We start from the raw sequence: 23,368 nt of genomic DNA, 5'->3' as shown, positions 1-23,368 counted from the left end.
ACCCCCTAACAATGGAAAGAGAAGAACAACATGGACCCGGCAGTTCCGGAGAGATCTATATGGGAGACAAGGTCCCCTTCGCCGTTCGCCATGAGTACCACTTTGGCGATCGCCTGGTGCGTTGCTACGCCACCAGACCGGCCAATCTTTTGGCCTCCTTTCGCCGTGCAGTGAGCCGGGCGCCGGACAATGAGTGTCTGGTTTGTGATGGTCAGCGGCTGACCTATCGGGAGGCCAACCGGCGCATACAACATATCGCGGCCCAGCTGGCGCGGCGCGGCGTGGAGGCCGGTGACCGGATCGCCTTGCTGATGGCCAACAGCAACGAGTTCGTGCTGGCGTTGCTGGGGGCGCTGCGGCTCGGTGCCATAGTGGTGCCGGTCAACATCCGCGAATCCAAATCCGGGCTGGCTTATATCCTGTATCACTGCCAGGCCAAGGTGCTGATTCATGATGAAGTTCAGAGCGATAAAGTCAGCGGCCGGGAAACCTTGCCGGCGCTGGCGTTCCGCTTCGCGGTGGGTGACGAGGTCGCCGGCGCCGAGCCATTCGAGGCGCTGCTGAAGGAAGGCGCCCCGCGCCTGCCTCTGCCCACCCCTCAAGAAGATGATACCGCCATCCTGCTGTACACCTCGGGCACCACCGGACGCCCAAAGGGCGTGCGCCTGACCCACCTGAACCTGCTGCACAGCCTGCTGCACTTTGAACAGTCCATGGCGCTGGGTGAAAACGAGCGCTCGTTGCTGGTGGTGCCGGCGAGTCATGTGACCGGTGTGGTGGCGGTGATTCTGACCCTGTTCCACGTGGGGGGCTGCGTGGTGATTCAGCGGGAATTCGACGCCCAGCGTTTCCTGGCTCTGGCCGATCGGGAGCGGATCACGCATACGGTGATGGTGCCCGCCATGTATAACCTTTGCCTGCTGCGAGCGGACTTCGGTCAATATGACCTGTCCGCCTGGCGGCTCGGTGGCTTCGGTGGCGCGCCCATGCCGGAAGCCACCATCGAGAGATTGGCGGAACGGTTGCCGAACCTGCAGTTGGTCAACGCCTACGGGGCCACCGAGACCTGTTCACCGGCTACTATTCTGCCGTTGGGTGAGGCGGCCCGGCATGCCGACAGTGTCGGCCGGGTGGTCACCTGCGGTGACATCAAGGTGATGGACTCCAATGGCCGCGAACGGCCACCGGGCGAGGCCGGCGAGTTATGGATCGCCGGCCCCATGGTGACGCCGGGATATTGGAACAACGCGGAGGCGGATCGTGCCGAATTCGCCGGCGGCTACTGGCGTTCCGGAGACATCGGTTCGGTGGACGAAAACGGCTACGTGCGGGTGCTGGACCGCAAAAAGGACATGATCAACCGTGCCGGCTACAACATTTACAGCGCCGAACTGGAAGGATTGCTGCAGGGGCTCGACGGCGTGATCGAGTGTGCCGCGGTGGCCCGGCCTGATCCGGTGCTGGGAGAGAAAATCCAACTGTTCGTGGTCAGCGACGACCCTAGGCTCAGCGCCGCCCGTCTCAAGACTTACTGCGCCGAACATCTGGCCGATTACAAAATCCCTGATTTCATCGACTTTCTTGAAGAGCCGCTGCCTCGTAACGCCAATGGCAAGGTGTTGAAGGCGCAGTTACGGCTCCGTATCAGCGAAACCCAAACAGCGTCCGGCTAGGCCGCGGCGGTTCACCGCAACCGCCGCGGGATGGTTCCTGCGCTCCCAACATCAGCACGGATAAGCCGGTTGCGTTGCCGGGGAGGACATCTTTATGCGCGTGGTACGTTTGCTTCTGGTTATGACACTCACGGTGATGACGGCGGTGTCCGCCGCCGCGCCTTTGAGAATTTCCGCCGGTATGGGGCAGCAGCACTTCTGGGTCGGCCAGCACATGGACCCGTTCGTGGACGCCATGGAAAAGGAAACGGACCTTTCCTTCGTGCGTTTCTATTCCGGTTCCCTGGTGACACCGGGGCGGGAATGGGATGCGCTGAAGACCGGCACCATTTCCGTGGCCGCGCCGCTGCTGGCACCCTACCATGAAGGCAGTTTTCCGCTGTCCGACGTGACCCAGCTACCAACTCTGAATACCACTTCGGTGATGGTCACCAAGGCGCTTCAGACGCTGATGGACTCCGACCGGGAACTGGCGGACGGCAAGACCTTTTACCAGTACGAGTTGGCCAGCAAGGGGCTGCGTGGCTGGCCCCTGGGGGCCACTTCCGCGTATTCGTTGTCCACCATCGGCAGGGTGCTGGATTCTCCGGACGACCTGGAAGGCGCGCCGATCCGTGCCGGTTCCGCGCTGCACACCATACTGCTGCAGGAACTGGGCGCGACGCCGGTGACCATGACCAGCGCCGACTCCTACGAGGCGCTGTCCCGCAAGACGGTGATTGGCACCATCCTGTCGGTGGCGGATTGGCCGTCGTACTCGTTCGAGGACCTGCTCAAGTACACCATCACCGGCATTTCCATGGGACATTGGGAAAGCTACCTGGCGGTCACCGACCAGACCTGGAACGGATTGACCGAACAACAGCGCGCCACCTGGGACCGGGTGGCCCGTCAGATCGCCCTGGATAACGCCGCCCATATCGATAGGCAGGAGGAAGCAGTGAGAGCCAGGACCCAGAAGGCGGGCGCCACCTTCGTGGAACTGAGCGAGCTGTCCGACGACATGGCCGGGCATTTGCAGGATGCCGCCAGCCGTACCTGGATTCGCTGGATCGAACAAATGGAGGAGGCCGGGCATCCGGGCAAGGCCACCGCGCGCCTGTGGGCGGAGCTGATTGAGGAGCAGGGCGGGACCATTCCGCCGAGTGCCGCGGACTACCTCGAACAGGACTGAGCGGCACCATGTCGAATACGCAGATTATCTGGATAGTGCTGGCCTGGTTCGCCGCTTTCCTGGTGCTTGGCCAGAACGTGGCCACGGTACTGTTTGGCGCCGGTATGTTGGGCATCGTGCTGGTGGTCGGCGTGGACGTGCTCGGAGGGATTCTTGGTTCCGATACATTCTACACGGCGTCGATTTACTCCCTGTCCATCGTGCCGCTGTATCTGTTGATGGCGCAGCTGTTGTTGCGTGGCGGCGTGATACGGGACCTGTTCGCCGTGGGGCACCGGTTGTCCGGTTATCGGCGCTTCCCATTGGGGGTGGCGACCATCGTCACCGGCTCGTTGCTGGGCGCGGTGTCGGGCTCCGGCGCCGCCAGCTCCGCCTCCCTGGCATCACTGGCGTCGCCGGAGCTGGAAAAACTGGGTTACACCCGGCGCTTCTCGTTGAGCCTGTCGGCGGTGGCCGGCTCCCTGTCGGCGATCATTCCGCCGAGTCTGATCATGATCATTTATGGTTCGCTGGCATCGGTGCCCATCGGCCATTTGTTCATCGGTGCGATCGGGCCGGGGCTGCTGTGTATCGTGATCTATATCGTTTGCCTGCGCCTGTTCGGTGAATTGCGCGAGGGCGCGGTGGACGGCCAGGCGCCGGAACAGGCGCCGCCCTCCGGGGAGGCTCGTCGCAGCATGACCGCCTTTCTGTTCGTGGTGGCGCTGATGATGATCGTGTTTGGCGGTATCTACGGCGGTGTGGTCACGGTGGCGGAGGCCGGCGCGCTCGGCGCCTTCACCGCCATGGCGGGCATGATGCTGATGAGGCGGGTTAACCTGCGCGGATTGTTCGAGGCGCTGGCGGAGTCGGTGAAGGTCACCGCCACGCTCATGATGCTGGTGCTCGGCGCCAAGATTTTCGCCCGTTTCCTCACCTTTTCCCGTTTGCCCAATGAGCTGCTGTCGCTGATGGAGCCGATACTGGGCCACCCCAATGTGGTGGCGGCGATTCTGATGGCGGTGTTCTTTCTCGGTGGCATGTTCCTGGAATCGGCGGCGGTGATCGTGTTGCTGGTACCGATCATCCTGCCGCTGCTGCAAAGCGCCGGAATCGACCTGCTGTGGTTCGGGGTGATGGCCTCGCTGATGATCGCATTGGGGCTGCTCACGCCACCGGTGGGGCTGGCCACTTTCGCCGCCGCCAGCGCCGGCAACTATCCGGTGGCGCGGGTATTCCGGTCCGCCAGTCTGTTCGCGCTGGTGGCCGGCGTGGTGCTGACCGTTCTGCTGATCAGCTATCCCGCCCTGATTACCTGGCTGCCACAGCAAATTCGCTGAGCCGCGAGAGAGGTGACGCCATGGCGTTCTGGAAAGCGATTGATCGATTGGAGGGCGGGCTGGCCTCGGTGGGCGCGGGACTCTGCCTGTTCCTGATCATGATGATCACGGTGATCGGGGTGCTCGGCCGTTATCTGCTGGGAATGGACCTGATTCCCGGTGGTTACAACATGATCGAGCGCATGCTGTTTCCCTTGTTGGTGTTCTGGGCGGTGCCGCTGGGGCATCGGCAGGGCACCTTTCCCCGCTTCGATATTCTGGCCGACAGGATGTCGCCGGGATGGGCGCGAGCGATGGTGGTGTTGGTGCTGACCGTGGAGATCGTGATCTTTGCCGTATTGCTCTGGTACCTGTGGCAATTTGCCTGGGAGGCCGCGCAAAGCGCCCGGCAGATGCAGATCGGTACCCGGCTCTGGCCAGTGTGGCCGGTGATGTTGATGATGCCGCTGGCGTTCGCGCTGATGCTGCTGGAGATGGTGCGGCTGTGGTGGCAAGCGCTGGCCGGCCGCCCAGCCGGAAACGGCGAGTCATAACGGACGGCTCATGGCCAGGCGCAGGGCGAAGCCGATCAGCAGGGTGGCGAACAGGCCCCGCTGAAGGCGTTGCGCCCAGGGACGATGTTGCATCCACAGGCCAAGCGCGCGGCCACCGGCGATATAGAACAAGTCAAACAGTACGCCCAGGCCCACCAGAATCGTGCCCAGCAATAGAAACTGAGAGGCCACCGAACCGTTGCCGATGTCGATGAACTGGGGCAGCAACACGGAGCAGAACAGCAGCGATTTGGGATTGGTGAAATTGGTCAGCAGGCCGCGCCAGGCCGCCGAGCCATAGGCTCGGGGCGGGCTGCCCGGCGTCGCCACTGAATCTTCCAGTGACCAGGATGCGGAACGGCCGATCCTGATGCCGAGCCAGACCAGATAGAGCACCCCGATCCAGCGGACCAACTCGAATACCCAAGGTGAGGTTTTCAGCAACGCGGCCAGACCGGCTGCCGCCATGACCACGTGGGCCCCACGGGCCACCGCCAGCCCCGCCGCTGTCGCCAGGCCCTGGGCGCGCCCCCTGACACTGGCGGTCTCCAGCACCAGAACCAGGTCCGGACCGGGTACCAGATAGGCCACCACCAGGGCGCCAATGAAGGTTTCAAGATGAGCCATGCCAGCGGGGTTCCGGTTGCCTCTTCATGGTGCTAAGAGTACGGCCTGGATCGGCAGGTCGGATTGCGTTTTGGCGGGTGATAACGTTATGTGTTGGCATATAATGCCAATGATGAGCCTGAAGGGACCCATTTATGCCAGAAATGAAGTTGGACAATCTGGACCGGCGAATTCTGGCCGCGTTGCAGCGGGACGGCAGATTGAGCAACGTTCAGCTGTCCGAGGAAGTGGGGCTTTCGCCGTCACCCTGCCTGCGCCGGGTTCGTTTGCTGGAACAACGCGGGATCATTCGCGGCTACCGCGCCGAGTTGGACCGTGCCGGAGTGGGTTTGGGGTTGACGGTTTTCGTTGGCATCAAGGTAGGGCAGCACGATGATGAGGCGGACAGTGCCTTTCGTGGGGCCGTGGCGGATCTGCCGGAGGTGGTGTCCTGTTATCTGCTTTCCGGAGAGTCGGACTTTCTGCTTCAAGTGGTGGTGCCGGATTTGCCCGCCTACGAGCGGTTTTTGCGCGGCACCTTGCTGAAACTCCCCGGTGTCACGGATATCCGCAGTAACTTCGCCATCTCCACGGTCAAGCGGGAAACCGGGTTGTCGCTGGCGCATCTGCCAGGGGCGGCGGGATGACGGGAAGGAGGGGCGCGGGCCCCTCCTGATCAGAGGCCGTGGAACTCGGCGATCTCATCCAGCGGCGCGCGCTTGGCGCGCAGCTGATTCACTTCCGCGTTCTCGTCCCGGTAACCAATGGACATGCCGGTGAACAGCATCCACTCGTCGGGCGCCTGGAGGAATTCACCCAGGGTTTGCGGGTACAGCGACCAGCACTCCTGCGGGCAGCTGTCCAGACCGGCCTCGCGCAGCAGTAGCATCACCGATTGCAGATACATACCCAGGTCAGACCATTGCGGTGGCCCCATGGTGCGGTGCACATAGCAAAACAGAGCCACCGGCGCGCCGAAGAACTGGAAGTTGTTGGCGAACCAGCGTAACCGTGCCGCCTTGTCGTCGCGGGGAATGCCGAGCAGGCCATACATGTCCTCGCCGACCTGAAAACGCCGGTCCCGGTAGGGGGCGATCAGGTTCGGGGGATAGACGTCGTACTCTCTGTTTTCCCCGCCAGGCGAGTCTTGCAGGCGCTCACGCATGATCGCCTTGAACTGGTCCAGGCGCTCGCCCCCCACCACATAAAGATGCCAGGGCTGCAAATTGCCTCCGGACGGGGCCCGGCTGGCTTTTTCCAGAATGGCGCGCAACAGGGCGCCGTCCACCGGACGATCCTGAAAAGCGCGGATCGAGCGCCGGGATTCCAGCGCCTCACTGACGGTCTTGGCGGCATCGGTCATCGGGCCTCCCTCCTTAAATGGCCTTAAACGGCGGTTCGCTCTGCCATTCGAAGCAGTCCGGCATGTCGGTGGAGACGCGGTCGGGGAACTGCGCCGGGCGTTTCTCCAGGAACGAATTGACCCCTTCGCGAACGTCGTTGGAACCGCCCCGGGATTTCATCGTCGCACTGTCCAGGCGGTGGGCTTCCATGGGATGGGAAGCCCCGGCCATGCGCCATATCATCTGCCGCATGGCGGCGATGGAGACGGCGGAGGTCTGGTCGGCGAACTCGCGAGCCAGTTTTACCGCCTCGTCGTACAGTTCGTCAGCGGGATGCACGGAACGCACGAGGCCACGTTCCTTGGCCTCCTGAGCGTTGAAAACCCGGCCGGTGAAGCACCATTCCAGCGCCGAGGAAATCCCCACCACACGGCTCAGGAACCAGGAAGACGCCGCTTCGTTGACGATGCCCCGTTTGGAGAAAACAAAGCCAAAACGGGCGTTTTCAGCGGCGAGCCGCACGTCCATGGGCAGTTGCATGGTAATCCCGACCCCCACCGCGGCACCGTTAACGGCGGCGATCACCGGCTTGAGACTGCGGTAGATGCGCAGGGCCACCTGACCACCGCCGTCACGGTGAGCGTCGTCCGGGTTGGCGCCTTCGCCGCCGCGCTTCTTGTAGTCGAAGGTGTCGCCGCCGGAGGCCAGATCCGCGCCGGCGCAGAAGGCGCGGCCCTTGCCGGTGACGATCACCGCGCGTACTTCGTCAGTGGCGTCGGTGAAATCAAAGGCGGCGATCAGTTCGTCCTTCATCTCCCGGGTAAAGGCGTTCATGCGGTCCGGGCGATTGAGATAAAGGGTGGCGATACCATCATCGACGGTCAGTTCCAGTGTTTGGAAGGAAGGAATTTCCATGGTGACTCCCGAGTACAAAAAAAGGTAAAGGGCGGTCAGCCCGCGATCATCGCGGAAGCGCCGCCGTCCACCAGCAAAAACTGGCCGGTGGTGTGCTTGCCGGCGTCCGAAGCAAACAAAAGCGCCACGCCCTTGAGCCCCTCCTCGTCACCGATCTGGTTGAGGGGGACCCGCCGTGCCAGGCCTTCGTCGCCGTGCCGCTCACTAAGGTAGCGGGACATCTTGCTGGGGAACACCCCCGGGCCGATGGCATTGACGGTAATATTGTAAGCACCCCATTCCGCCGCCAGCGCCCGGGTGAAGGTGACCACCGCGCCTTTGCTGGTGCTGTAGCCCACCGCCTGCATCAAATCGCGATTGCCGCCGAGGGCGGCGTTGGAGGCGATATTGACGATGCGGCCGTAACGGCGCGGGATCATGCTCAAGCGGCCGATTTCCCGGGTCAGCAGGAACAGGTTGCGCACATTGAGGGTCATCACCTTGTCCCAGCCGTCCATGGGGTAGTCCTCCGCCGGAGCGCCCCAGGTGGCGCCGGCATTGTTGACCAGGATGTCCACCTGGCCGAGTTCCTTGACCGCCTGTTCCGCCAGGTTCAGCACATGCGCCTCTTGGGAAAGATCAGCCGGCAACAGCAGCACTTCGATGCCGCGTTGGCGCAGATGCTCGGCGGCTTCCTCCAGTTCCTTGACCTTGCGCGCACTGATCGCCACGCGGGCCCCGGCTTCGCCCAGCGCCTCCGCCATCTGCAGGCCGAGGCCGCGCGAACCGCCGGTGACCAGGGCGGTTTTGCCGGTGAGATCGAAAAGGGCTTGGACGGTACGTACGGGCTGTTCGCTCATGGCTGGGCCTTCTCTGCTCTGCTGTGCATGGGAGATACAGATTCACGACCCGGGTGAAAAGCGGCAATCGTCGGTTAGGACGAATCGTCTTTTCGGACGACGCCCACGGAGGGGGTTCCCAACGATCATGCGGAGCCACCTCATTGGCCTGCAAGGAGTCACCATGACCAGCGAAGCGCTTGTCGATTATCGGGTGAACGGGGCCGTGGCGATCGTCAAGATGAACCGCCCGGACGCCCTCAACGCCTTCAATATCCCTCTGCGCGAAGCCCTGTTGGCCGCCCTCAACGAGGCGGAGCAGGATGACCGCGTCAAAGTGGTGGTGCTCGGTTCCACCGGCCGTGCCTTTTCCGCCGGCGCTGATTTGATGGAGTCGCCGGAGAACAAGCCTAGTGTCATTGAGACCCTGCTGGATGGCTATCGGCCGTTACTGGAGAAAATCTCCACCATGCCGCTGCCGGTCATCGGCATGGCGCCCGGTGTCGCCGCCGGCGTCGGCGCGGCGGTGCTGATGGCCTGCGATCTGGTGTTGATGGCGGAGGAAGCCCGGATTTACATGGCGTTCAGCCACATCGGGCTGGTCCCTGATGGCGGTGCCACCTGGTTCCTCTATCAGCATCTGGGCTATCAGCGTGCTTTCCAACTGATTGTCGAGGGCGGCAGTCTGGACTCACAGCGTTGCCTGGCACTGGGTATAGCCAACCAGGTTCTGCCGGTGGATCAACTGGAAGAGCGGGCATTGGAATGGGGCGGCCAACTGGCGCAACGCTCCCCGCTGGCCACCGCGGAAGCCAAGCGATTGCTGCGCGCGGCGGCCACCAGCAGCTACGCGGAAACCTACCAGCAGGAAGCGGTGGCGCAACACCGTTGCATCGCCAGCCCGGAATCGAAAGCGGCGGTGGAGGCCTTTAAAACGAAGTCGAAGAAATAAGCGACTCAGCAAATCGTCTGATTCGACGACGTTAATCCGGCTGGCGGGTTCCTAGAATTTTTAAGCTTTCCGCCGCCGGAGCCTGAGTCCCGGTGGCGGCTGAACCGGGGTCGCGGACCCAATGAGCAGCCAGCATGGGGATCTCATGGAGTTAAACCAGGAAAACGTGGGTAAGGCGTTGCAGGCGTTGTCCTCGCGTCTGTTACCCGGTGCCGCGATTGACAAACTGACCCGTCTGACCGGTGGCGCCAGCCAGCAGATGTGGTCGTTCAATCTGGTCGGCGACGATGATGTGGAGCCGCTGATTCTGAGAATCGCCAGCCCCATGAACGGCTCCGATTCCACCACGCTGACCATGGACCAGGAAGCACGCCTGTTGCGGGAAGTGCTGCGTCACGATGTGCCGGTTCCCATCGTGCGTTACGAGTTGAAGGAGGAGGATGACCTTGGCGTGGGCTACATCATGCGCCGGGTCGATGGGGAAACCCTGCCGCAACGGATCCTGCGCGACGAAGCCTATAGCAATGCCCGCTCGGTGCTGGCGCGGCAATGCGGACAAGTGATGGCGGGTATTCATCAGGTGCCGTTGGACAAGGTTTCGTTCCTGCGTCAGCGCACCGCCGAACAATTGATCGACACCTACTACCAGCGCTACCAGGCCTGCGGCGAACCGCGTCCGGTATTCGAGCTGGCGTTCCGGTGGCTGCGTGACAACCTGCCCGCCGAGCCGGCGGAACCCTGCCTGGTTCACGGTGATTTCCGCAACGGCAATCTGATGGTGGATCGCAACGGCCTGCGTGTCGTGCTGGATTGGGAGCTTTCCTATCTCGGTGATCCGATGGCGGATCTGGGCTGGATATGCGTCAACTCCTGGCGCTTCGGGAACAGTGCTCTGCCGGTGGGGGGCTTCGGCACCCGCGAGGAGCTGTTCCAGGGCTACCAGGAAGCCAGTGGTCGCCGGGTGGATCCGAGCAGGGTGGCGTTCTGGGAAGTGTTTGGTGTTCTCAAGTGGGGTGTGATCTGTCAGAAGATGGCCCAGGCCTTCATCAGTGGTACCGACCGCACCGTGGAGCGGGGGGCCATTGGCCGCCGTGCTTCGGAAACCGAAATAGATCTGTTGACCCTGTTGGCGCGCTGAGCGCCTGTTCGAGGAGCGATCGATGCAAGATTTGCCCAAGGACCCCGACCTGCTGGCCGTGGTGGCGGAGTTCCTGCGCCGTGAAGTGATGCCGGCGGTCAGTAACGGGCTGGCGTTCCGGGTGCGGGTGGCCGCCAATGTGGTGGATATGGTCCAGCGGCAACTGACACAGCTGGAGAATATCGCCGCGGAGGAGCGGCAACGGCTGCGTGATCTGCTTGGTGAGGACGGCGATACCCGGCTGTTGACCGAACGTCTTTGTCAGGGCATCGCCAACGGTGAATTCACTCTGGATACCCCGGGGCTGGCCGATTTTCTCTGGTTCGTCACCCTGCACAAGGTGGCGGTGGATCAGCCCCGTTATTCCGGCTACCTCAACGCGCGGGACCGTTGAGGCGCGCCGATGGTGGCGGGCCGGTACAGGATTCACTCCACGGAGCCCACCCCACAAAACCCACGAAGGAGGGTGTGATGGATTTCAATCTGCCGGCGGAATTGACCGCCTATCTGGAACAGCTGGACGCGTTCATCGAAGCGGAAATCAAACCGCTGGAGAATCAGGACGATAACATTCGGTTCTTTGACCACCGCCGGGAATGGGCGCGCACCGACTTTGACAATGGCGGTCTGCCCAGGGAAGAGTGGGAAGCGTTGCTGATGGAAGCCCGTCGCCGCGCCGACAAGGCCGGCCATTGGCGTTTCCCTTTGCCGAAACAATACGGCGGTCAGGATGGTTCCCATCTGGCGATGACGGTTATTCGAGAGCATCTGGCGGCAAAAGGTCTCGGGCTGCACAACGATCTGCAGAACGAGCACTCCATCGTCGCCAATAACCCCTTTGTCTTGATGTTCCGGGATTTCGGCACCGCCGAGCAGAGCGACACTTTTATCCACGGCATGCTCAACGGTGAGCTGAAACTCTCCTTTGGTCTCACCGAGCCCAATCACGGTTCCGACGCCACCCATATGGAAACCCGCGCGGTGAAGCAACAGCGGGACGGCGTCGACGGTTGGCTGATCAACGGCGAGAAAATGTGGATCACCGGCATGCACACGTCCACCCACTGCCTGACATTCGCCCGCACCAGCGGCAAGGACGGCGACGCCAAAGGCATCACCGCCCTGCTGGTGCCCTCGGACACGCCAGGGTTGAAGGTGGAGGAGTACCTGTGGACCTTCAACATGCCCACCGACCATCCGCGCATCAGCTTTACCGATGTCTGGGTGCCGGCGGACACACTGTTCGGCGAAGAGGGCAACGGCCTGGCGCTGGCCCAGCATTTCGTTCACGAAAACCGCATCCGGCAGGCCGCTTCCAGTCTCGGCGCGGCGGTGTTCTGCATTCAGGAAAGTGTGCGGTATGCTCGCGACCGCAAACCGTTTGGGGAAGCGCTGGCGAAGAATCAGGGCATTCAATTCCCGATGGTGGAACTGCATACCCAGGCGGAAATGCTGCGGTTGCTGATTCGCCATACCGCCTGGCGGATGGATCAGTTGCCAAAGGTGGAAGTGGAGAAGCAACTTTCCGATAAAGTGTCGATGTGTAATTTCTGGGCCAATCGCCTGTGCTGTGAGGCGGCGGATCGTGCCATGCAGATCCACGGTGGCATGGGCTATTCCCGGCACAAGCCATTCGAACATATTTACCGGCACCACCGCCGCTATCGGATCACCGAAGGGGCGGAGGAAATCCAGATGCGTAAGGTCGCCGCTTATCTGTTCGGCTATCTGGGGCCGAATCGCTGGCGGGACGAACAAGGATAATGGCTATGGAATACAACTCGATCCAACTGCAACGGGACGGCGCCATCGCGGTGCTGAGCCTGCACCGCCCGAAAACCATGAACGCGCTGGCGACGGAACTGCAAAAGGAGATGCTCCACGCTCTGGCGGCCATTGAGCAGGACGACAGTGTGCGTGCCCTGATTGTCACCGGCAGTGGCCGTGCCTTCTGCTCCGGCGCCGATTTGGGCACCATGGCGCCGGCCAGCGATGAGTCGGTGGGCACGCGAGTGGCACGAATGATGCGGGAAACCTCGGTGCCCCTGATTCAGGCACTGCGCCGCTGCCGGGTACCGGTGGTGTCCGCGGTGAATGGCGCCGCGGCGGGGGCGGGGGCCAGCCTCGCGCTGGCCGGAGACGTGGTGGTCGCGGCCCGCTCCGCTTATTTCCTGTTTCCGTTCATTCCCACCCTGGGCATCCTGCCGGACCTGGGCGCTACCTGGCACCTGCCGCGTCTGGCCGGTTCCGCCCGCGCCATGGGGGCCACCCTGCTGGGAGAGCGCATCCCCTCGGAGCAGGCGGAGCGCTGGGGTATGATCTGGGGCTGCTGCGATGACGAGGCGCTGGAGAAGACCAGCCGCGAGCTGGCCACGCGCCTGGCGGCCTTGCCGCGGGGCGCTGCTCTGGAAGCCCGCCGCGCCCTGGACGCCGCCCAGCACAACACCCTGGATCAGCAAATGGAGCTGGAAACCCAGGGACAACAGCGATTGATCGATAGCGATGCCTTCCAGGAAGGCGTCCAGGCCTTTCTGGAAAAGCGCAGGCCGAACTTCGATTGATCCACCGCCGGTGACGATGCCGGCGCGATCGGCATCGTTCCTCTATCCCTTTCTCCGGTTGGAGTCACACCACGTGAAAACACAACCCTGGCAACGGGACCCCGAAGCCTACGATTTTCAGTTCACCATCACGCCGCTGTTTTTCCATCTGGATGTGGAGCGGCACGTCAATAATGTGGCGGTGCAGAGTTTCCACACCGAGGGCCGCCTGCGTTATCTGATGAACGTATCCGGAGCCGATGGCATCTGGTGTTCCGATCAGGTGTTGTTGCGCCCGCGCCGTACCGTCACCCAGTTTCTTGAAGAAACCCACTACCTCACCGACGTGCAGTGCGCGGTGAAACTGGTGGCGGTGGACAAGGACAGCTGCCGTTTCGTCATCGCCTTGTTCCAGAACGGGGAATGCACCAGCGTGCAGGACTGCCTGATGGGCGCCTGGAATGATGGTCAATGGCAGCCTCTGCCGGCGTCCTTATTCGATACCTTGAGCGCCCGGCTCGGAGAGGTGCCGGAGCTGGCGCCCTGGCCGGATTTTGAAGCCGGCCCGGAGGCGGATCAGGGCTACCCGTGCCGGACGCCTCTGGAGCCGCGCTTTATCGATCAGGACACCGACCGCCGTCTGGGGGAACTGACCATCGCCCGTTATCTGGAACAGTCCCGGGTCAGTTCTCTGGATGCCATGCGCCTGCCGGGTCTGGGTTTGCTGGTGGCCCGCATTGATATCCACTATCTGGACTGGCCTGCGCCCCTGCACAGCGCCTCGCTGGCCACCGGAATCGCGGGTTTTGGTAACAGTTCATTCCGGGTGCACAGCGGTGCCCGCGTCAACGATGTTCTGGTCGGCGTCTGCGAAAGCGTGATGGTGCTGATGAACCGCGAACAGCGGCGGCCCACCCCGATTGATGCCGCCATGCGGGACGCCATGGCCGGGTCGCTGGTGGCTGGATAAAACGCCAGCGCCTTTCCAGTCGTCCTTTTCGACGATGCGCGCCTGTGCAACCGGTCGCACCATGAATGTCCTTTGATAATGGCGGTTGGCGAGGAGGACAGCATGTCGGGACCCCTGAAAGGTTTGAAGATCATCGAGATGGTGGGCATCGGGCCGGGCCCGTTTTGCTCGATGATGTTCGCGGACATGGGGGCGGAGGTGATCCGCATCGACCGCCCCGGCCGCGGCGAGCCCGGGTCCGCCCGGTTTGATGTGCTGGCCCGGGGACGGCGTTCCGTGGCGCTGGATTTGAAGAAGCCCGGTGCCGCCGATCTGGTACTGGATCTGGTGGAACAGGCCGATGTGCTGATCGAGGGTTTCCGCCCCGGGGTGATGGAAAAAATGGGGCTGGGACCGGAAGTCTGCCTGCGCCGGCGGCCTTCCCTGGTATTCGGCCGCATGACCGGGTGGGGCCAGTTCGGTCCGCTCTCCAGCGCCGCCGGCCACGATCTGAATTACATCGCGCTGACCGGTGCGCTGCATGGCATCGGTCGTGCTGACGGCCCGCCGCCTCCGCCGCTCAACTATGTCGGTGATTTTGGTGGCGGCGCCATGATGCTGGCCTTCGGTATTCTCGCCGCTGTCCACGAATCCCGCGCTTCCGGCCAGGGGCAGGTGGTGGATGCCGCCATGACCGATGGCGCCGCGCTGCTCTCGGCGATGATGTACGGCATGAAAGCCGCCGGCGCCTGGCGTAACGAACGCAGCGCCAACCTGCTGGATGGCGCCGCGCCTTACTACGACACCTATCAGTGCGCCGACGGCAAGTTCGTGGCGGTGGGCGCCATTGAGCCGCAGTTCTATGCCGAGTTGCTGAAGCGCGCGGAAATCGACGATCCGGAATTCGAAGCGCAGAACGATCGCCAGCGATGGCCGTCTCTGAAGGCCAAACTGACCCGGCTGTTCGCCAGCCAGCCCAGGGATTACTGGTGCGAGCGTCTGGAAGGAAGCGATGCCTGTTTCGCGCCGGTGTTGGACTGGGAGGAAGCGCCGCAACACCCGCACAACCGTGCCCGCCACACCTTCATCACCGTGGACGGCGTGGTGCAGCCGGCGCCGGCGCCGCGTTTCAGCCGTACTCCGCCACCGGCGCCACGGGCCCCTTCCGCCCGTGGGCAGGACAGTGAAGCGGTGTTGTTGGACTGGGGCATCGACGAGACCCGCCAGGCCGGTCTGCGGGAAAGCGGCATTCTTTAAGAGCGTGCGGGCTCTGAGCGGAGGCATTATGAGTGAATCCCTGGTCATCGAGGAACGGGACGGCGTCGCCTGGGTGACGCTCAATCGGCCCGAGCGGTTGAACGCCCTCAGCCGTGAACTAATTCGTTCTCTCAACCATTACTTCATCGAGCTGTACCAGCGCGATGAGATTCGCGTGGTGGTATTGCGCGGTGCCGGCCGCGCTTTTTGCGCCGGCCTGGATCTGAAGGAGCGGCACGGCGCGCCCACCGAACGTCAGGTACAGGAGGCGCTCAACGGGCAGCGTGAAGTGCGCGACATCATGGTCAACATGCGCCGCTGTCCACAGCCGATCATTGCCCTGGTGCAGGGCAGCGCCAGTGGCGGCGGTTTCGCCCTGGCGCTGGCCAGTGACATCCGATTGATCACTCCGGATGCCCGTTTCAATGCCGCTTTCATTCGCATCGGCCTGGGCGGCTGCGATGTCGGCGTCAGCTATTTCCTGCCGCGCATGGTGGGCAGCTCGGTGGCCGCCGAATACCTGCTCACCGGCCGGTTCATGGACGCCGGGCGCGCTCACCAGTTGGGGCTTGCCAGTCGTGTGGACGAGTTGCCGGCACTTGAGGAAGAAGCCCGTTCGCTGATCGATGACATGCTCGCCACCACGCCGCTGGGCCTGCGTTTGACCAAGGACGCCCTGGGGCTGGCGGTGGATCTGCCCAGCCTGGAAGCGGTGGTGGCGCTGGAGGATCGCAATCAGATCCTGTGCGTGAAAGACGACAATTTCGCAGAAGGGGTGGCGGCGTTTCTGGAAAAACGTCCGCCCCGGTATGCCTGATCCGGAGGAAATAACCGTGCAAGCCAGTGATTTGATGTTTCGCCCCGATTTGCTTAAGGGACACCGCATTCTGGTGACCGGCGGGGGGACCGGGCTGGGCAGGGAAATGGCCGAGGCCTTGCTGATTCTCGGTGCCCGCGTCTATATCTGCGGCCGCCGTGGCGCGGTCCTGGAAGAGACCGCGAAAGCCTTGATGGATGCCCATGGCGGCACCGTGGTGCCGGTGACCTGTGATATTCGTGACGCCGACGCCATCGAGGCCATGGTCGACACCATCTGGAAGGACGGCGGCGCCCTGACCGGATTGCTCAACAACGCCGCCGGCAACTTCATCAGCCGCACCGAGGACCTGTCCAGCCGCGGCTTCGATGCCATTTCCAGTATTGTGTTTCGCGGCAGCTTCCTGGTCACCCAGGCCTGCGGCAAGCGTTGGCTGGCGGAAGGCGTCAGTGCTTCGGTGGTGTCCATTGTCACCACCTGGGTATGGAACGGCTCGCCGTTCGTGGTGCCTTCCGCCATGTCCAAGGCCGGCCTTCACGCCATGACGCAGTCGCTGGCGGTGGAATGGGGTAACCGGGGGTTGCGCTTCAACGCCATCGCGCCGGGCCTGTTCCCCACCGAGGGCATGAGCAAGCGGCTGGGACCGCTGGGCGGTGTGCAGGTGCGCGGGTGCCCCATGGGGCGCCCGGGCAAAATGCCGGAACTGGCCAACTTGGCGGCCTATTTGCTGGCGCCGGGTTCCGAATATGTGAACGGCCAGACCATCGCCATCGACGGCGGGCGTTATCAGGCGGACGGTGGTAACTTTGCCGAACTCGCGGCCTGGGGCGATGATGAATGGCAACAGGCCCGGGATGCCATTACCCGCCAGAACGAAAAGGACAAGCAGCAGCGTTCTTGAGCGCGGCTGTCTGGCCCGAGGAGAAACCATGAATGACGTGATCCGTGTGATCGAAACCGAGACGCCCGGGGTGGTGGAGGTGCGCCTCAACCGGCCGGACAAGCACAATGCGCTGAACAGCGAGCTGTTTGCCGCCCTGGCGGAAATGGCCGAGCGGCTTTCCGCCTGGCAGGGCCTGCGCGCCGTGGTGCTCAGCGGTGAGGGCAAGAGCTTTTGCGCCGGGCTGGACATGGAAAATTTCTCGCGCATGGCGCAAGGCAGCGGCGCCGGTGTCGGCGGCCGCAAAACCCTGGCCGAGCGCACCCACGGCGACAGCAATCTGGCCCAGTACGCCGCCATGGTCTGGCGCGACGTGCCGGTGCCGGTGATTGCCGCAGTACACGGTGTCGCCTTTGGCGGCGGCCTGCAAGTCGCCCTGGGCGCGGACCTGCGTCTGGCCCGTGCCGATTCTCGCTGGTCGGTGATGGAAATTCAGTGGGGGCTGGTGCCGGATATGGCCGGCATGGTGTTGATCAGCGAGCTGGTACGTCCGGATCGGGTGCGCGAACTGTGCTATTCCGGCCGTATTTTCGATGGTGAAGAGGCGGCGGACCTGGGACTGGTGACGCGGGTATGCGAGTCTCCCCGCGAGGAAGCCCTGGCCATGGCCCGGGACATCGCCGGCCGCAACCCCCATGCGGTGCGCGCCATGAAGCGCCTGCTCAATCAATCCGCCATGCCGCAGGAGCAGGCCGCCCGGGTGCTGCTGGCGGAATCGGTGGAACAGGATGCGATCATCGGCCAGCCCAACCAGGTCGAAGCGGTTTATGCCAGAATGGAGAAACGCGCGCCGGTGTTCCGTGATCCGGAGCATTGAACGTTCTTTTCATGACTGTCCCGTGAGGTGATACGGGTGGACCTACAGCAGGATCCGGAGGCGCCCCGGCGCCTTCTGCGCGAACTGTTCGACGCGGCGGTCCTTGCCGCGCAGCCGGAACATTGTGTTCCGCCCTGGCTGCCGGAAGACGATGGCGGGCCGTTGCTGGTGCTCGGTGCCGGTAAAGCGGCGGCGGCCATGGCACGGGCGGTGGAAGCGCATTGGTCCGGCCCGCTGTCCGGCCTGGTGGTGACCCGTTACGGCCATGGTCTGCCCACCCGCCATATCGAAGTGGTGGAAGCCGCGCATCCAGTGCCGGACGAGGCCGGAGAACGGGCCGCCCGGCGTATCCTGGAACTGGCCCGGGCGGCGGGGCCCGGAGACCGGGTGCTGTGCCTGATTTCCGGCGGCGGCTCGTCATTGCTGAGTCTGCCCGCCGAAGGCTTGTCCCTGGCCTGCAAACAGACGCTCACCGGTGAGCTGCTGCGCTGCGGTGCCGCCATCAATGAGATCAATACGGTGCGCAAGCACCTGTCGGCGATCAAGGGGGGACGCCTGGCCGAGGTGCTGGCGCCCGCCGAGTCCCATACGCTGGTGATTTCCGATGTGCCTGGTGATGACCCCAGCGTCATCGCGTCCGGTCCCACCGTGCCGGACGCTTCCACTTCGGCTCAGGCGCTGGCGGTGCTGGAACGCTACGGTATCGAGATTCCGCGGGCGGTACGCCGTCATCTGGAGGATCCAGCGTCGGAAACGCCGAAACCCGGCGCGCCCTGTTTTCAGTCCACGCGCCTCAACTGCATCGCCACGCCGGCACTGAGCCTGCGCGCCGCTGCCCGGCGGGCGCGGGAGCGGGGAGTGGCGGCGGCGGTGCTGTCCGACCGAATTGAAGGCGAGGCCCGGGACCTTGGCGCCCTGCACGCGGAGTTGGCCCATCAGGCCCGGCGTGGCGGCGGATTTGGCGGTTTGCGATTGCCTCTGGTCCTGTTATCGGGCGGCGAAACCACGGTGACCGTGACCGGCAAGGGGCGGGGTGGTCGCAATGCGGAGTTTCTGCTCGGGGCGGCGCTGAATCTGGATGATGTGCCGGGTATTCATGCGCTGGCCTGTGACACCGATGGCATCGACGGTACCGAGGACAACGCCGGCGCGCTCTACTACCCGGGTTTGATGGCCGAGGCCCGGGCGCGCCAGTTGGATGGCCGGCGGGCGTTGGCCGATCATGATGCCTACGGCTTCTTCCAGGCGTTGAACGGCCTGGTGGTCACCGGCCCCACCCATACCAACGTGAATGATTTCCGCGCTTTCCTGATCCTGGGGTAGCCGGCGTTTGCCTGCACACGTAGCCGCTGTGGGAGCTTGCCTGCAAGCGAATTGTGCTTTCGAACTCCAAGGATTCGCTTGCAGGCAGGCTCTTATGTAGCCATCTCTGATTTATGTCTCCGGCTCTAAACCACCCCGGCCTTGCGGGCAATGGCCACCGCTTCGGTGCGATTGCTGGCGTTGAGCTTGGCGTTGATATTGCGTAAATGGGTGCGGATGGTGCTGTCCGAAACGAACAGCTTTTCCGCCATGGCACTGTTGGAGTGCCCTTCCGCGAGCAGCTTGAGGACGCGGATTTCCTTGCGCGTCAGCGGTTCGGGCAGCAGCAGTGCCTGGGCATCTTCCACTGGCGGATAAGCATTGAACACGGTGGGGCCGAATCCTTGCAGCAATTGCTGCAGATACTCGGCGAACAGTGGCTCGCGGCGATCCTGTTTGCGCTCGAGCGTATCGGATTGCAGATGCACCACCAGCGCGCCCACTCGCGGGCCTTCGTCCAGGATCAGGCGGAAATAACCTTCCCGGCAGGCTTCCTTGAGCACCTTCTCCATTTCTTCCAGGGCGCCGCGCAACTGTCCCTTGCGTTGCAGCGCCACTGCCAGGAACAGGCGCAGTTTACAGGCGCGACGATGGCGGGAATCGTGCACCGCTTCCGCGATCGCTTCGCGCAGCTTCTCCACCGCGCTGCCGGCGTCGCCGACCAGGCTCTCCCAGCGTAACCGGCCGATTTGCGCGGTTTCCAGATCGTTGGCGAGCAGCCGCAGTCCCTTTACCCGGTCCCATACTTGCGGATCGTCGGCCCGGTCCAGCTCAGCCAGTGAGGCCTCTTCGTCACCTTGCAGCAGCATCAGGTGGGCCCGTTCCAGGCGCGCCGTGGCGACCACCCGGGGCTGTTGGCGCCGGTGTCCGGTCAACTCCAGGGAGGCCAGAATCTGGAAGGCTTTATCCAGATCGCCTTCGTGGAAGGCGATGCGGGAGAGCATGACATCGCCAAGGATCATGTGATCCGGCAGGCCGATGTCGCGCACCAGTGGCACATAGACGTTAAGCAGCCGCGCCGCCTGCGGCAGATCATTGGACTCATAGACGGCACTGGCATGCAATACGCCGGCCCAGGCATTGCCGGTGGTGCCGCTGAAGGAAAAGGCGCCGCGCGCCCGGGTCATGCCCACCGCCAGACGGAAGCGGGCGGCGGCCTGGCGCTGGCGGCCTTCCTGCAAGTCGATGATGCCTTCCACCGACTCGGAATACATGGCATTGAAGGCGCTTTCGTAGACCCCCTGGACATCGCGGGCGCCGTCCAGCAACTGCCGTGCTTCCTGGTATTCGCCCATCACCGAATAGGCATTGGCCACGGTATTGACCAGCGCGGTGTCGGCGAAAGGGTCGCCGTTGGGCAGTTGCTTCAGGGCTTCGCGGCCGATCCGGTAGGCTTCCTCGAAGTCGTCCATGATCGCCAGGATCGATGGGCGCAGCGCCAGCACGTGAGGGCGGATTTGCGGATCGCGGGAGTTTTCCAGGCCGGTGCGCTGCAGCAGGTCCATGGCCTTGCGCGGGCTGGCGGTGAAACACAGAGCCCAGACATGAATCGCCTGCAGTAGCGGATAGCCTTCCAGACGCTCCGCCGGGATGGTCTCGAACCAGCGCGCCAACAGACGCATGCGCCCCTGGGCCAGCAGCTCCTCGCCGTGCACCGACAGTAACTCCAGAGCGCGGCGATAATCCTTGCCCTCCAGGGCATGGTCAATGGCCGGCACCGGGCGGTGCTGATCCTCGAACCAGTGCGAGGCGGCGCGGTGCAGATACGGGACTTCCTGGGGCAGGTGCTGCTCCAGTTGGGCGCGCAGGAAGTCGGCGAACAGGCTGTGATAACGGTACAACCGCTCCTGGCCTTCGATCGGCACCAGAAAAATGTTGGCCTCGTTGAGCAGATTGATCAGCGATTCGCTGTCGGTGTCCGGTAACAGGGCATTGCACAGCGGCACGCTCATGTAGCGCAGGATGCTGGTGCGCAGCAGGAAATTTCTCACCCGCGGCGGTTGCTGGGAGAGCACATCCTCGGCCAGATAATGGGCCACGGCCCGATTCTCGCCAGAGAAGCTGGCGATGAACTCCGCCGGCGCCGGGTGGTGCTCCAGCGCCAGGGAAGCGAGCCAGAGCGCCGCCACCCAGCCTTCGGTTTTGTCATGGATATGGCCGAGATCGTCCAGCGACAGCGACAGCTGGCGGCAGCCATTGAGAAACTGGTGGGTTTCCTCCTTGGAAAAGCGCATCAGCTCGGAGTCTATTTCCAGCAGCCGCCCACGCGCACGCAGCCGGCCCAGGCCCAGCTCCGGCATGCTGCGGGAGCCGATCACCAGGCGGCAGTTGTGCGGCAGGTGATCGATGATTTCACGCACCAGCCCCAGCACGGTGGGTTCATGGATCCGTTCGAAATCATCCAGGAACAGGGCGAAGGCGGCGTGTTCGGCGGCCAGACTGGTGACCAGTTCCAACGCCGTGTCGCCGGGCGACTTGCTGGAATGAAGGCCGCGTTCCGACTCCCGGGGCAGTTCCATCATCGAGGAGATGGCCGCCTCGACGCAGGAGAGGAAGCGTTGGATGTCGTTGTCGGCGTCGTCCAGGGTCAGCCAGGCTGTGGCCACGCCCTCGGACTCAAACCGTTCCAGGCATTGCGCCATCAGCGTGGATTTACCGAAGCCCGCTGGCGCCTGGAACAACACCAGCTTGGCGGCACTGGCCCCGACCACGGAGTCACGGATGCGGGTGCGGGTAACCTGTGAAGAATGCGACGTGGGCGGACTCAGCTTGCTGTTGAGCAGCGTCCTCGTGGAAAGCAGATAGCTCGACGTCTTCATGGATGCCTACCTCAGGGGTGAACCGAGCCGATGCAACCATCGGTTCTTGTTGTTATGGCCTTTGGGGCTGCCAGTACCAGGGCAAAATGCAGGCGCGAAGCGATGAGTAGAGAGTCGTGCGGCTCCCGAGCCGATCTTGCCGCTCTCTCGTACCTATTACCTTCTAGCTGGTTCTTGCCAATTCCCGCACCTACCAAAGAGTATCCTGAAAACTACAGCCGTGGGAGCTTATGTTCAAGCCAGTGCGGTTACTTGTAGGGAGGTGGCTGGGGGTTGTCAATGAACCCGGTCAAGTGGCGAGGTTTTGCCAACCGGAGCCGGCAGTTTTCGCCAGGGATCAGACAGGAAAGCCAGGGCCATATTTCTGTTTATTCCATAAATATCAAAGGCCTTGCACTGTTTCGTCCGTTTAGACGATATCCAGCATCGATGCACTCTCCTAGCCTTTCAAAAGTAGCGGCGTGGTCTTGCCGCGGCCTTGAGCAGAGAACGAGCGTACACCGTCAGAGCCTGAATACTTCCTGGAATTTCAGTGGTCATTGCGATGCAGTGTTCTCGGAGCCGCCCCAGCGCCGCTGCCATCCCTTTATAAGTTAATTGAAGGATTTCCTATGAAACTGGATTCTTCCGTGAGCGCAGTGATTACCGGTGGGGCTTCCGGCCTGGGTGCGGCCACCGCGCGGCGCCTGGCCGCCCACGGGGTGCGTGTGGCGCTGTTCGACGTCAATGAAGAGCAGGGTGAAGCCCTGGCGGCCGAGCTGGGCGGCGTGTTCTGCAAGGTGGACGTCACCGATGACGCGTCCGTGGATCAAGGCTTCGAAAAGGCCCGCGCCGCCATCGGCCAGGAGCGCATCCTGGTGAACTGCGCCGGCATCGGAGGCTCCGCCAAGACCGCTGGCCGGGACAAGAAGGACGGCACCACCAATCATTATCCGATCGACCAGTTCAATCGCATTGTCCAGATCAACCTGGTTGGCTCTTTCCGCTGCTCCGCCAAGGCGGCCAAGGGCATGCTGTCCCTGGATCCGCTGGAGCATGGGGAGCGAGGGGTAATGATCAACACCGCTTCGGTGGCTGCTCAGGATGGCCAGATCGGGCAAACCGCCTATTCCGCCTCGAAGGCCGCCCTGGTGGGCATGACGTTGCCGATGGCCCGTGATCTGATGGGCGAGGGCATCCGTGTCAACACCATCATGCCGGGTATCTTCGAAACCCCGTTGCTGGCCCGTTTGCCGGAAAATGTGAAACAGTCTCTGTCCGCCTCGGTACCGTTCCCGAAACGGCTGGGCAGTCCCGATGAATTCGCCCAGTTGGCGGAAACCATGATCGTCAATGGCTACTTCAACGGGGAAAGCGTGCGTCTGGACGGCGCCATCCGCATGGCGCCACGGTGATC

Annotated in this window: 22 protein-coding genes; 17 read left to right on the top strand and 5 right to left on the bottom strand. The window is 63.2% G+C overall.

What is annotated here, in order from left to right; all coding sequences use genetic code 11:
- Window positions 1-59: 59 nt before the first annotated feature.
- The 4 genes from RYH70_RS19810 to RYH70_RS19795 all read left to right on the top strand — a co-directional run bounded on the left by RYH70_RS19810 (window position 60) and on the right by RYH70_RS19795 (window position 4,699).
- Window positions 60-1,673: a class I adenylate-forming enzyme family protein gene (locus RYH70_RS19810; protein WP_284455364.1), complete on the top strand. Its 1,614-nt coding sequence runs from the start codon at window positions 60-62 to the stop codon at window positions 1,671-1,673.
- A 94-nt stretch (window positions 1,674-1,767) separates the two neighbouring features.
- Window positions 1,768-2,847 carry a TRAP transporter substrate-binding protein DctP gene (gene dctP / locus RYH70_RS19805; protein ID WP_284455365.1) on the top strand — a complete coding sequence of 360 codons (1,080 nt, stop codon included), beginning with the start codon at window positions 1,768-1,770 and terminating at the stop codon, window positions 2,845-2,847.
- Window positions 2,848-2,855: 8 nt separating this feature from the next.
- Window positions 2,856-4,166, top strand: a complete 1,311-nt coding sequence (locus RYH70_RS19800) for a TRAP transporter large permease (protein WP_284455366.1) — start codon at window positions 2,856-2,858, stop codon at window positions 4,164-4,166.
- A 20-nt stretch (window positions 4,167-4,186) separates the two neighbouring features.
- Entirely contained in the window at window positions 4,187-4,699 is a 513-nt protein-coding gene (locus RYH70_RS19795) for a TRAP transporter small permease (protein ID WP_316309064.1), read from the top strand.
- Here RYH70_RS19795 and RYH70_RS19790 read toward each other — a convergent pair.
- A complete protein-coding gene (locus tag RYH70_RS19790; RefSeq protein ID WP_317009564.1) occupies window positions 4,694-5,326 on the bottom strand; it encodes a LysE family translocator in 633 nt (210 codons plus the stop codon). The genes RYH70_RS19795 and RYH70_RS19790 overlap by 6 nt on opposite strands.
- Window positions 5,327-5,460: 134 nt before the next feature.
- On the opposite strand from RYH70_RS19790, the gene RYH70_RS19785 reads away from it, so the two are divergent.
- Window positions 5,461-5,952 carry an Lrp/AsnC family transcriptional regulator gene (locus RYH70_RS19785; protein ID WP_031228218.1) on the top strand — a complete coding sequence of 164 codons (492 nt, stop codon included), beginning with the start codon at window positions 5,461-5,463 and terminating at the stop codon, window positions 5,950-5,952.
- Between the two features lie 29 nt (window positions 5,953-5,981).
- Here the strand turns inward: RYH70_RS19785 and RYH70_RS19780 are convergent, their stop codons facing one another.
- From RYH70_RS19780 to RYH70_RS19770, 3 genes are read right to left on the bottom strand one after another with little or no spacing between them, the layout of a single operon-like run.
- Window positions 5,982-6,668 (bottom strand): nitroreductase, encoded by a 687-nt coding sequence (locus RYH70_RS19780; RefSeq protein WP_022994737.1) that lies wholly within the window; start codon window positions 6,666-6,668, stop codon window positions 5,982-5,984.
- 13 nt (window positions 6,669-6,681) lie between these two features.
- A complete protein-coding gene (locus RYH70_RS19775; protein ID WP_055100387.1) occupies window positions 6,682-7,563 on the bottom strand; it encodes a crotonase/enoyl-CoA hydratase family protein in 882 nt (293 codons plus the stop codon).
- A gap of 35 nt (window positions 7,564-7,598) precedes the next feature.
- Window positions 7,599-8,402 (bottom strand): SDR family oxidoreductase, encoded by an 804-nt coding sequence (locus RYH70_RS19770; RefSeq protein ID WP_317009563.1) that lies wholly within the window; start codon window positions 8,400-8,402, stop codon window positions 7,599-7,601.
- A gap of 163 nt (window positions 8,403-8,565) precedes the next feature.
- Between RYH70_RS19770 and RYH70_RS19765 the strand changes: the two genes are divergently transcribed.
- The 11 genes from RYH70_RS19765 to RYH70_RS19715 all read left to right on the top strand — a co-directional run bounded on the left by RYH70_RS19765 (window position 8,566) and on the right by RYH70_RS19715 (window position 19,114).
- Window positions 8,566-9,333: an enoyl-CoA hydratase/isomerase family protein gene (locus tag RYH70_RS19765; protein ID WP_022994740.1), complete on the top strand. Its 768-nt coding sequence runs from the start codon at window positions 8,566-8,568 to the stop codon at window positions 9,331-9,333.
- Between the two features lie 145 nt (window positions 9,334-9,478).
- A complete protein-coding gene (locus RYH70_RS19760; protein WP_031228219.1) occupies window positions 9,479-10,471 on the top strand; it encodes a phosphotransferase family protein in 993 nt (330 codons plus the stop codon).
- A gap of 22 nt (window positions 10,472-10,493) precedes the next feature.
- The gene (locus RYH70_RS19755) at window positions 10,494-10,865 is read left to right on the top strand and encodes a DUF6285 domain-containing protein (protein WP_317009562.1); all 372 of its coding nucleotides are present in this window, start codon (window positions 10,494-10,496) and stop codon (window positions 10,863-10,865) included.
- 77 nt (window positions 10,866-10,942) lie between these two features.
- A complete protein-coding gene (locus RYH70_RS19750) occupies window positions 10,943-12,235 on the top strand; it encodes an acyl-CoA dehydrogenase family protein (RefSeq protein ID WP_055100389.1) in 1,293 nt (430 codons plus the stop codon).
- Between the two features lie 5 nt (window positions 12,236-12,240).
- Window positions 12,241-13,032, top strand: a complete 792-nt coding sequence (locus RYH70_RS19745; protein WP_026948339.1) for an enoyl-CoA hydratase-related protein — start codon at window positions 12,241-12,243, stop codon at window positions 13,030-13,032.
- A gap of 73 nt (window positions 13,033-13,105) precedes the next feature.
- Window positions 13,106-13,981: a hypothetical protein gene (locus RYH70_RS19740; protein WP_284455369.1), complete on the top strand. Its 876-nt coding sequence runs from the start codon at window positions 13,106-13,108 to the stop codon at window positions 13,979-13,981.
- Window positions 13,982-14,083: 102 nt separating this feature from the next.
- Entirely contained in the window at window positions 14,084-15,217 is a 1,134-nt protein-coding gene (locus RYH70_RS19735) for a CaiB/BaiF CoA transferase family protein (protein ID WP_022994746.1), read from the top strand.
- Window positions 15,218-15,245: 28 nt separating this feature from the next.
- Window positions 15,246-16,034, top strand: a complete 789-nt coding sequence (locus tag RYH70_RS19730) for an enoyl-CoA hydratase/isomerase family protein (RefSeq protein ID WP_022994747.1) — start codon at window positions 15,246-15,248, stop codon at window positions 16,032-16,034.
- 16 nt (window positions 16,035-16,050) lie between these two features.
- Window positions 16,051-16,935: an SDR family oxidoreductase gene (locus tag RYH70_RS19725; RefSeq protein WP_097057704.1), complete on the top strand. Its 885-nt coding sequence runs from the start codon at window positions 16,051-16,053 to the stop codon at window positions 16,933-16,935.
- A 28-nt stretch (window positions 16,936-16,963) separates the two neighbouring features.
- Complete coding sequence (locus RYH70_RS19720) at window positions 16,964-17,791, top strand: crotonase/enoyl-CoA hydratase family protein (protein ID WP_022994749.1); 828 nt, start codon at window positions 16,964-16,966, stop codon at window positions 17,789-17,791.
- A gap of 36 nt (window positions 17,792-17,827) precedes the next feature.
- Window positions 17,828-19,114 (top strand): glycerate kinase type-2 family protein, encoded by a 1,287-nt coding sequence (locus RYH70_RS19715; protein WP_317009561.1) that lies wholly within the window; start codon window positions 17,828-17,830, stop codon window positions 19,112-19,114.
- A gap of 125 nt (window positions 19,115-19,239) precedes the next feature.
- Here RYH70_RS19715 and RYH70_RS19710 read toward each other — a convergent pair whose 3' ends face one another.
- On the bottom strand, window positions 19,240-21,972 hold the full coding sequence (locus RYH70_RS19710) for a LuxR C-terminal-related transcriptional regulator (RefSeq protein WP_035450468.1): 2,733 nt from the start codon (window positions 21,970-21,972) through the stop codon (window positions 19,240-19,242).
- Window positions 21,973-22,583: 611 nt separating this feature from the next.
- Here RYH70_RS19710 and RYH70_RS19705 point away from each other — a divergent pair.
- Window positions 22,584-23,366 (top strand): SDR family NAD(P)-dependent oxidoreductase, encoded by a 783-nt coding sequence (locus tag RYH70_RS19705; RefSeq protein WP_022994752.1) that lies wholly within the window; start codon window positions 22,584-22,586, stop codon window positions 23,364-23,366.
- Window positions 23,367-23,368 lie beyond the last annotated feature (2 nt).

Origin of the sequence: Alloalcanivorax xenomutans (assembly GCF_032810065.1) — a bacterium.
GTDB classification, from domain to species: Bacteria; Pseudomonadota; Gammaproteobacteria; order Pseudomonadales; family Alcanivoracaceae; genus Alloalcanivorax; species Alloalcanivorax xenomutans.
The sequence above is the reverse complement of the archived record's forward strand: the minus strand, read 5'-3'. Positions and strand labels throughout refer to the sequence as shown.

Coding starts and splice junctions, on each gene's coding strand:
- RYH70_RS19810 (WP_284455364.1), top strand. CDS start 60: ATGGGAGACAAGGTCCCCTTCGCCGTTCGCCATGAGTACCACTTTGGC.
- dctP (WP_284455365.1), top strand. CDS start 1,768: ATGCGCGTGGTACGTTTGCTTCTGGTTATGACACTCACGGTGATGACG.
- RYH70_RS19800 (WP_284455366.1), top strand. CDS start 2,856: ATGTCGAATACGCAGATTATCTGGATAGTGCTGGCCTGGTTCGCCGCT.
- RYH70_RS19795 (WP_316309064.1), top strand. CDS start 4,187: ATGGCGTTCTGGAAAGCGATTGATCGATTGGAGGGCGGGCTGGCCTCG.
- RYH70_RS19790 (WP_317009564.1), bottom strand. CDS start 5,326: ATGGCTCATCTTGAAACCTTCATTGGCGCCCTGGTGGTGGCCTATCTG.
- RYH70_RS19785 (WP_031228218.1), top strand. CDS start 5,461: ATGCCAGAAATGAAGTTGGACAATCTGGACCGGCGAATTCTGGCCGCG.
- RYH70_RS19780 (WP_022994737.1), bottom strand. CDS start 6,668: ATGACCGATGCCGCCAAGACCGTCAGTGAGGCGCTGGAATCCCGGCGC.
- RYH70_RS19775 (WP_055100387.1), bottom strand. CDS start 7,563: ATGGAAATTCCTTCCTTCCAAACACTGGAACTGACCGTCGATGATGGT.
- RYH70_RS19770 (WP_317009563.1), bottom strand. CDS start 8,402: ATGAGCGAACAGCCCGTACGTACCGTCCAAGCCCTTTTCGATCTCACC.
- RYH70_RS19765 (WP_022994740.1), top strand. CDS start 8,566: ATGACCAGCGAAGCGCTTGTCGATTATCGGGTGAACGGGGCCGTGGCG.
- RYH70_RS19760 (WP_031228219.1), top strand. CDS start 9,479: ATGGAGTTAAACCAGGAAAACGTGGGTAAGGCGTTGCAGGCGTTGTCC.
- RYH70_RS19755 (WP_317009562.1), top strand. CDS start 10,494: ATGCAAGATTTGCCCAAGGACCCCGACCTGCTGGCCGTGGTGGCGGAG.
- RYH70_RS19750 (WP_055100389.1), top strand. CDS start 10,943: ATGGATTTCAATCTGCCGGCGGAATTGACCGCCTATCTGGAACAGCTG.
- RYH70_RS19745 (WP_026948339.1), top strand. CDS start 12,241: ATGGAATACAACTCGATCCAACTGCAACGGGACGGCGCCATCGCGGTG.
- RYH70_RS19735 (WP_022994746.1), top strand. CDS start 14,084: ATGTCGGGACCCCTGAAAGGTTTGAAGATCATCGAGATGGTGGGCATC.
- RYH70_RS19730 (WP_022994747.1), top strand. CDS start 15,246: ATGAGTGAATCCCTGGTCATCGAGGAACGGGACGGCGTCGCCTGGGTG.
- RYH70_RS19720 (WP_022994749.1), top strand. CDS start 16,964: ATGAATGACGTGATCCGTGTGATCGAAACCGAGACGCCCGGGGTGGTG.
- RYH70_RS19710 (WP_035450468.1), bottom strand. CDS start 21,972: ATGAAGACGTCGAGCTATCTGCTTTCCACGAGGACGCTGCTCAACAGC.
- RYH70_RS19705 (WP_022994752.1), top strand. CDS start 22,584: ATGAAACTGGATTCTTCCGTGAGCGCAGTGATTACCGGTGGGGCTTCC.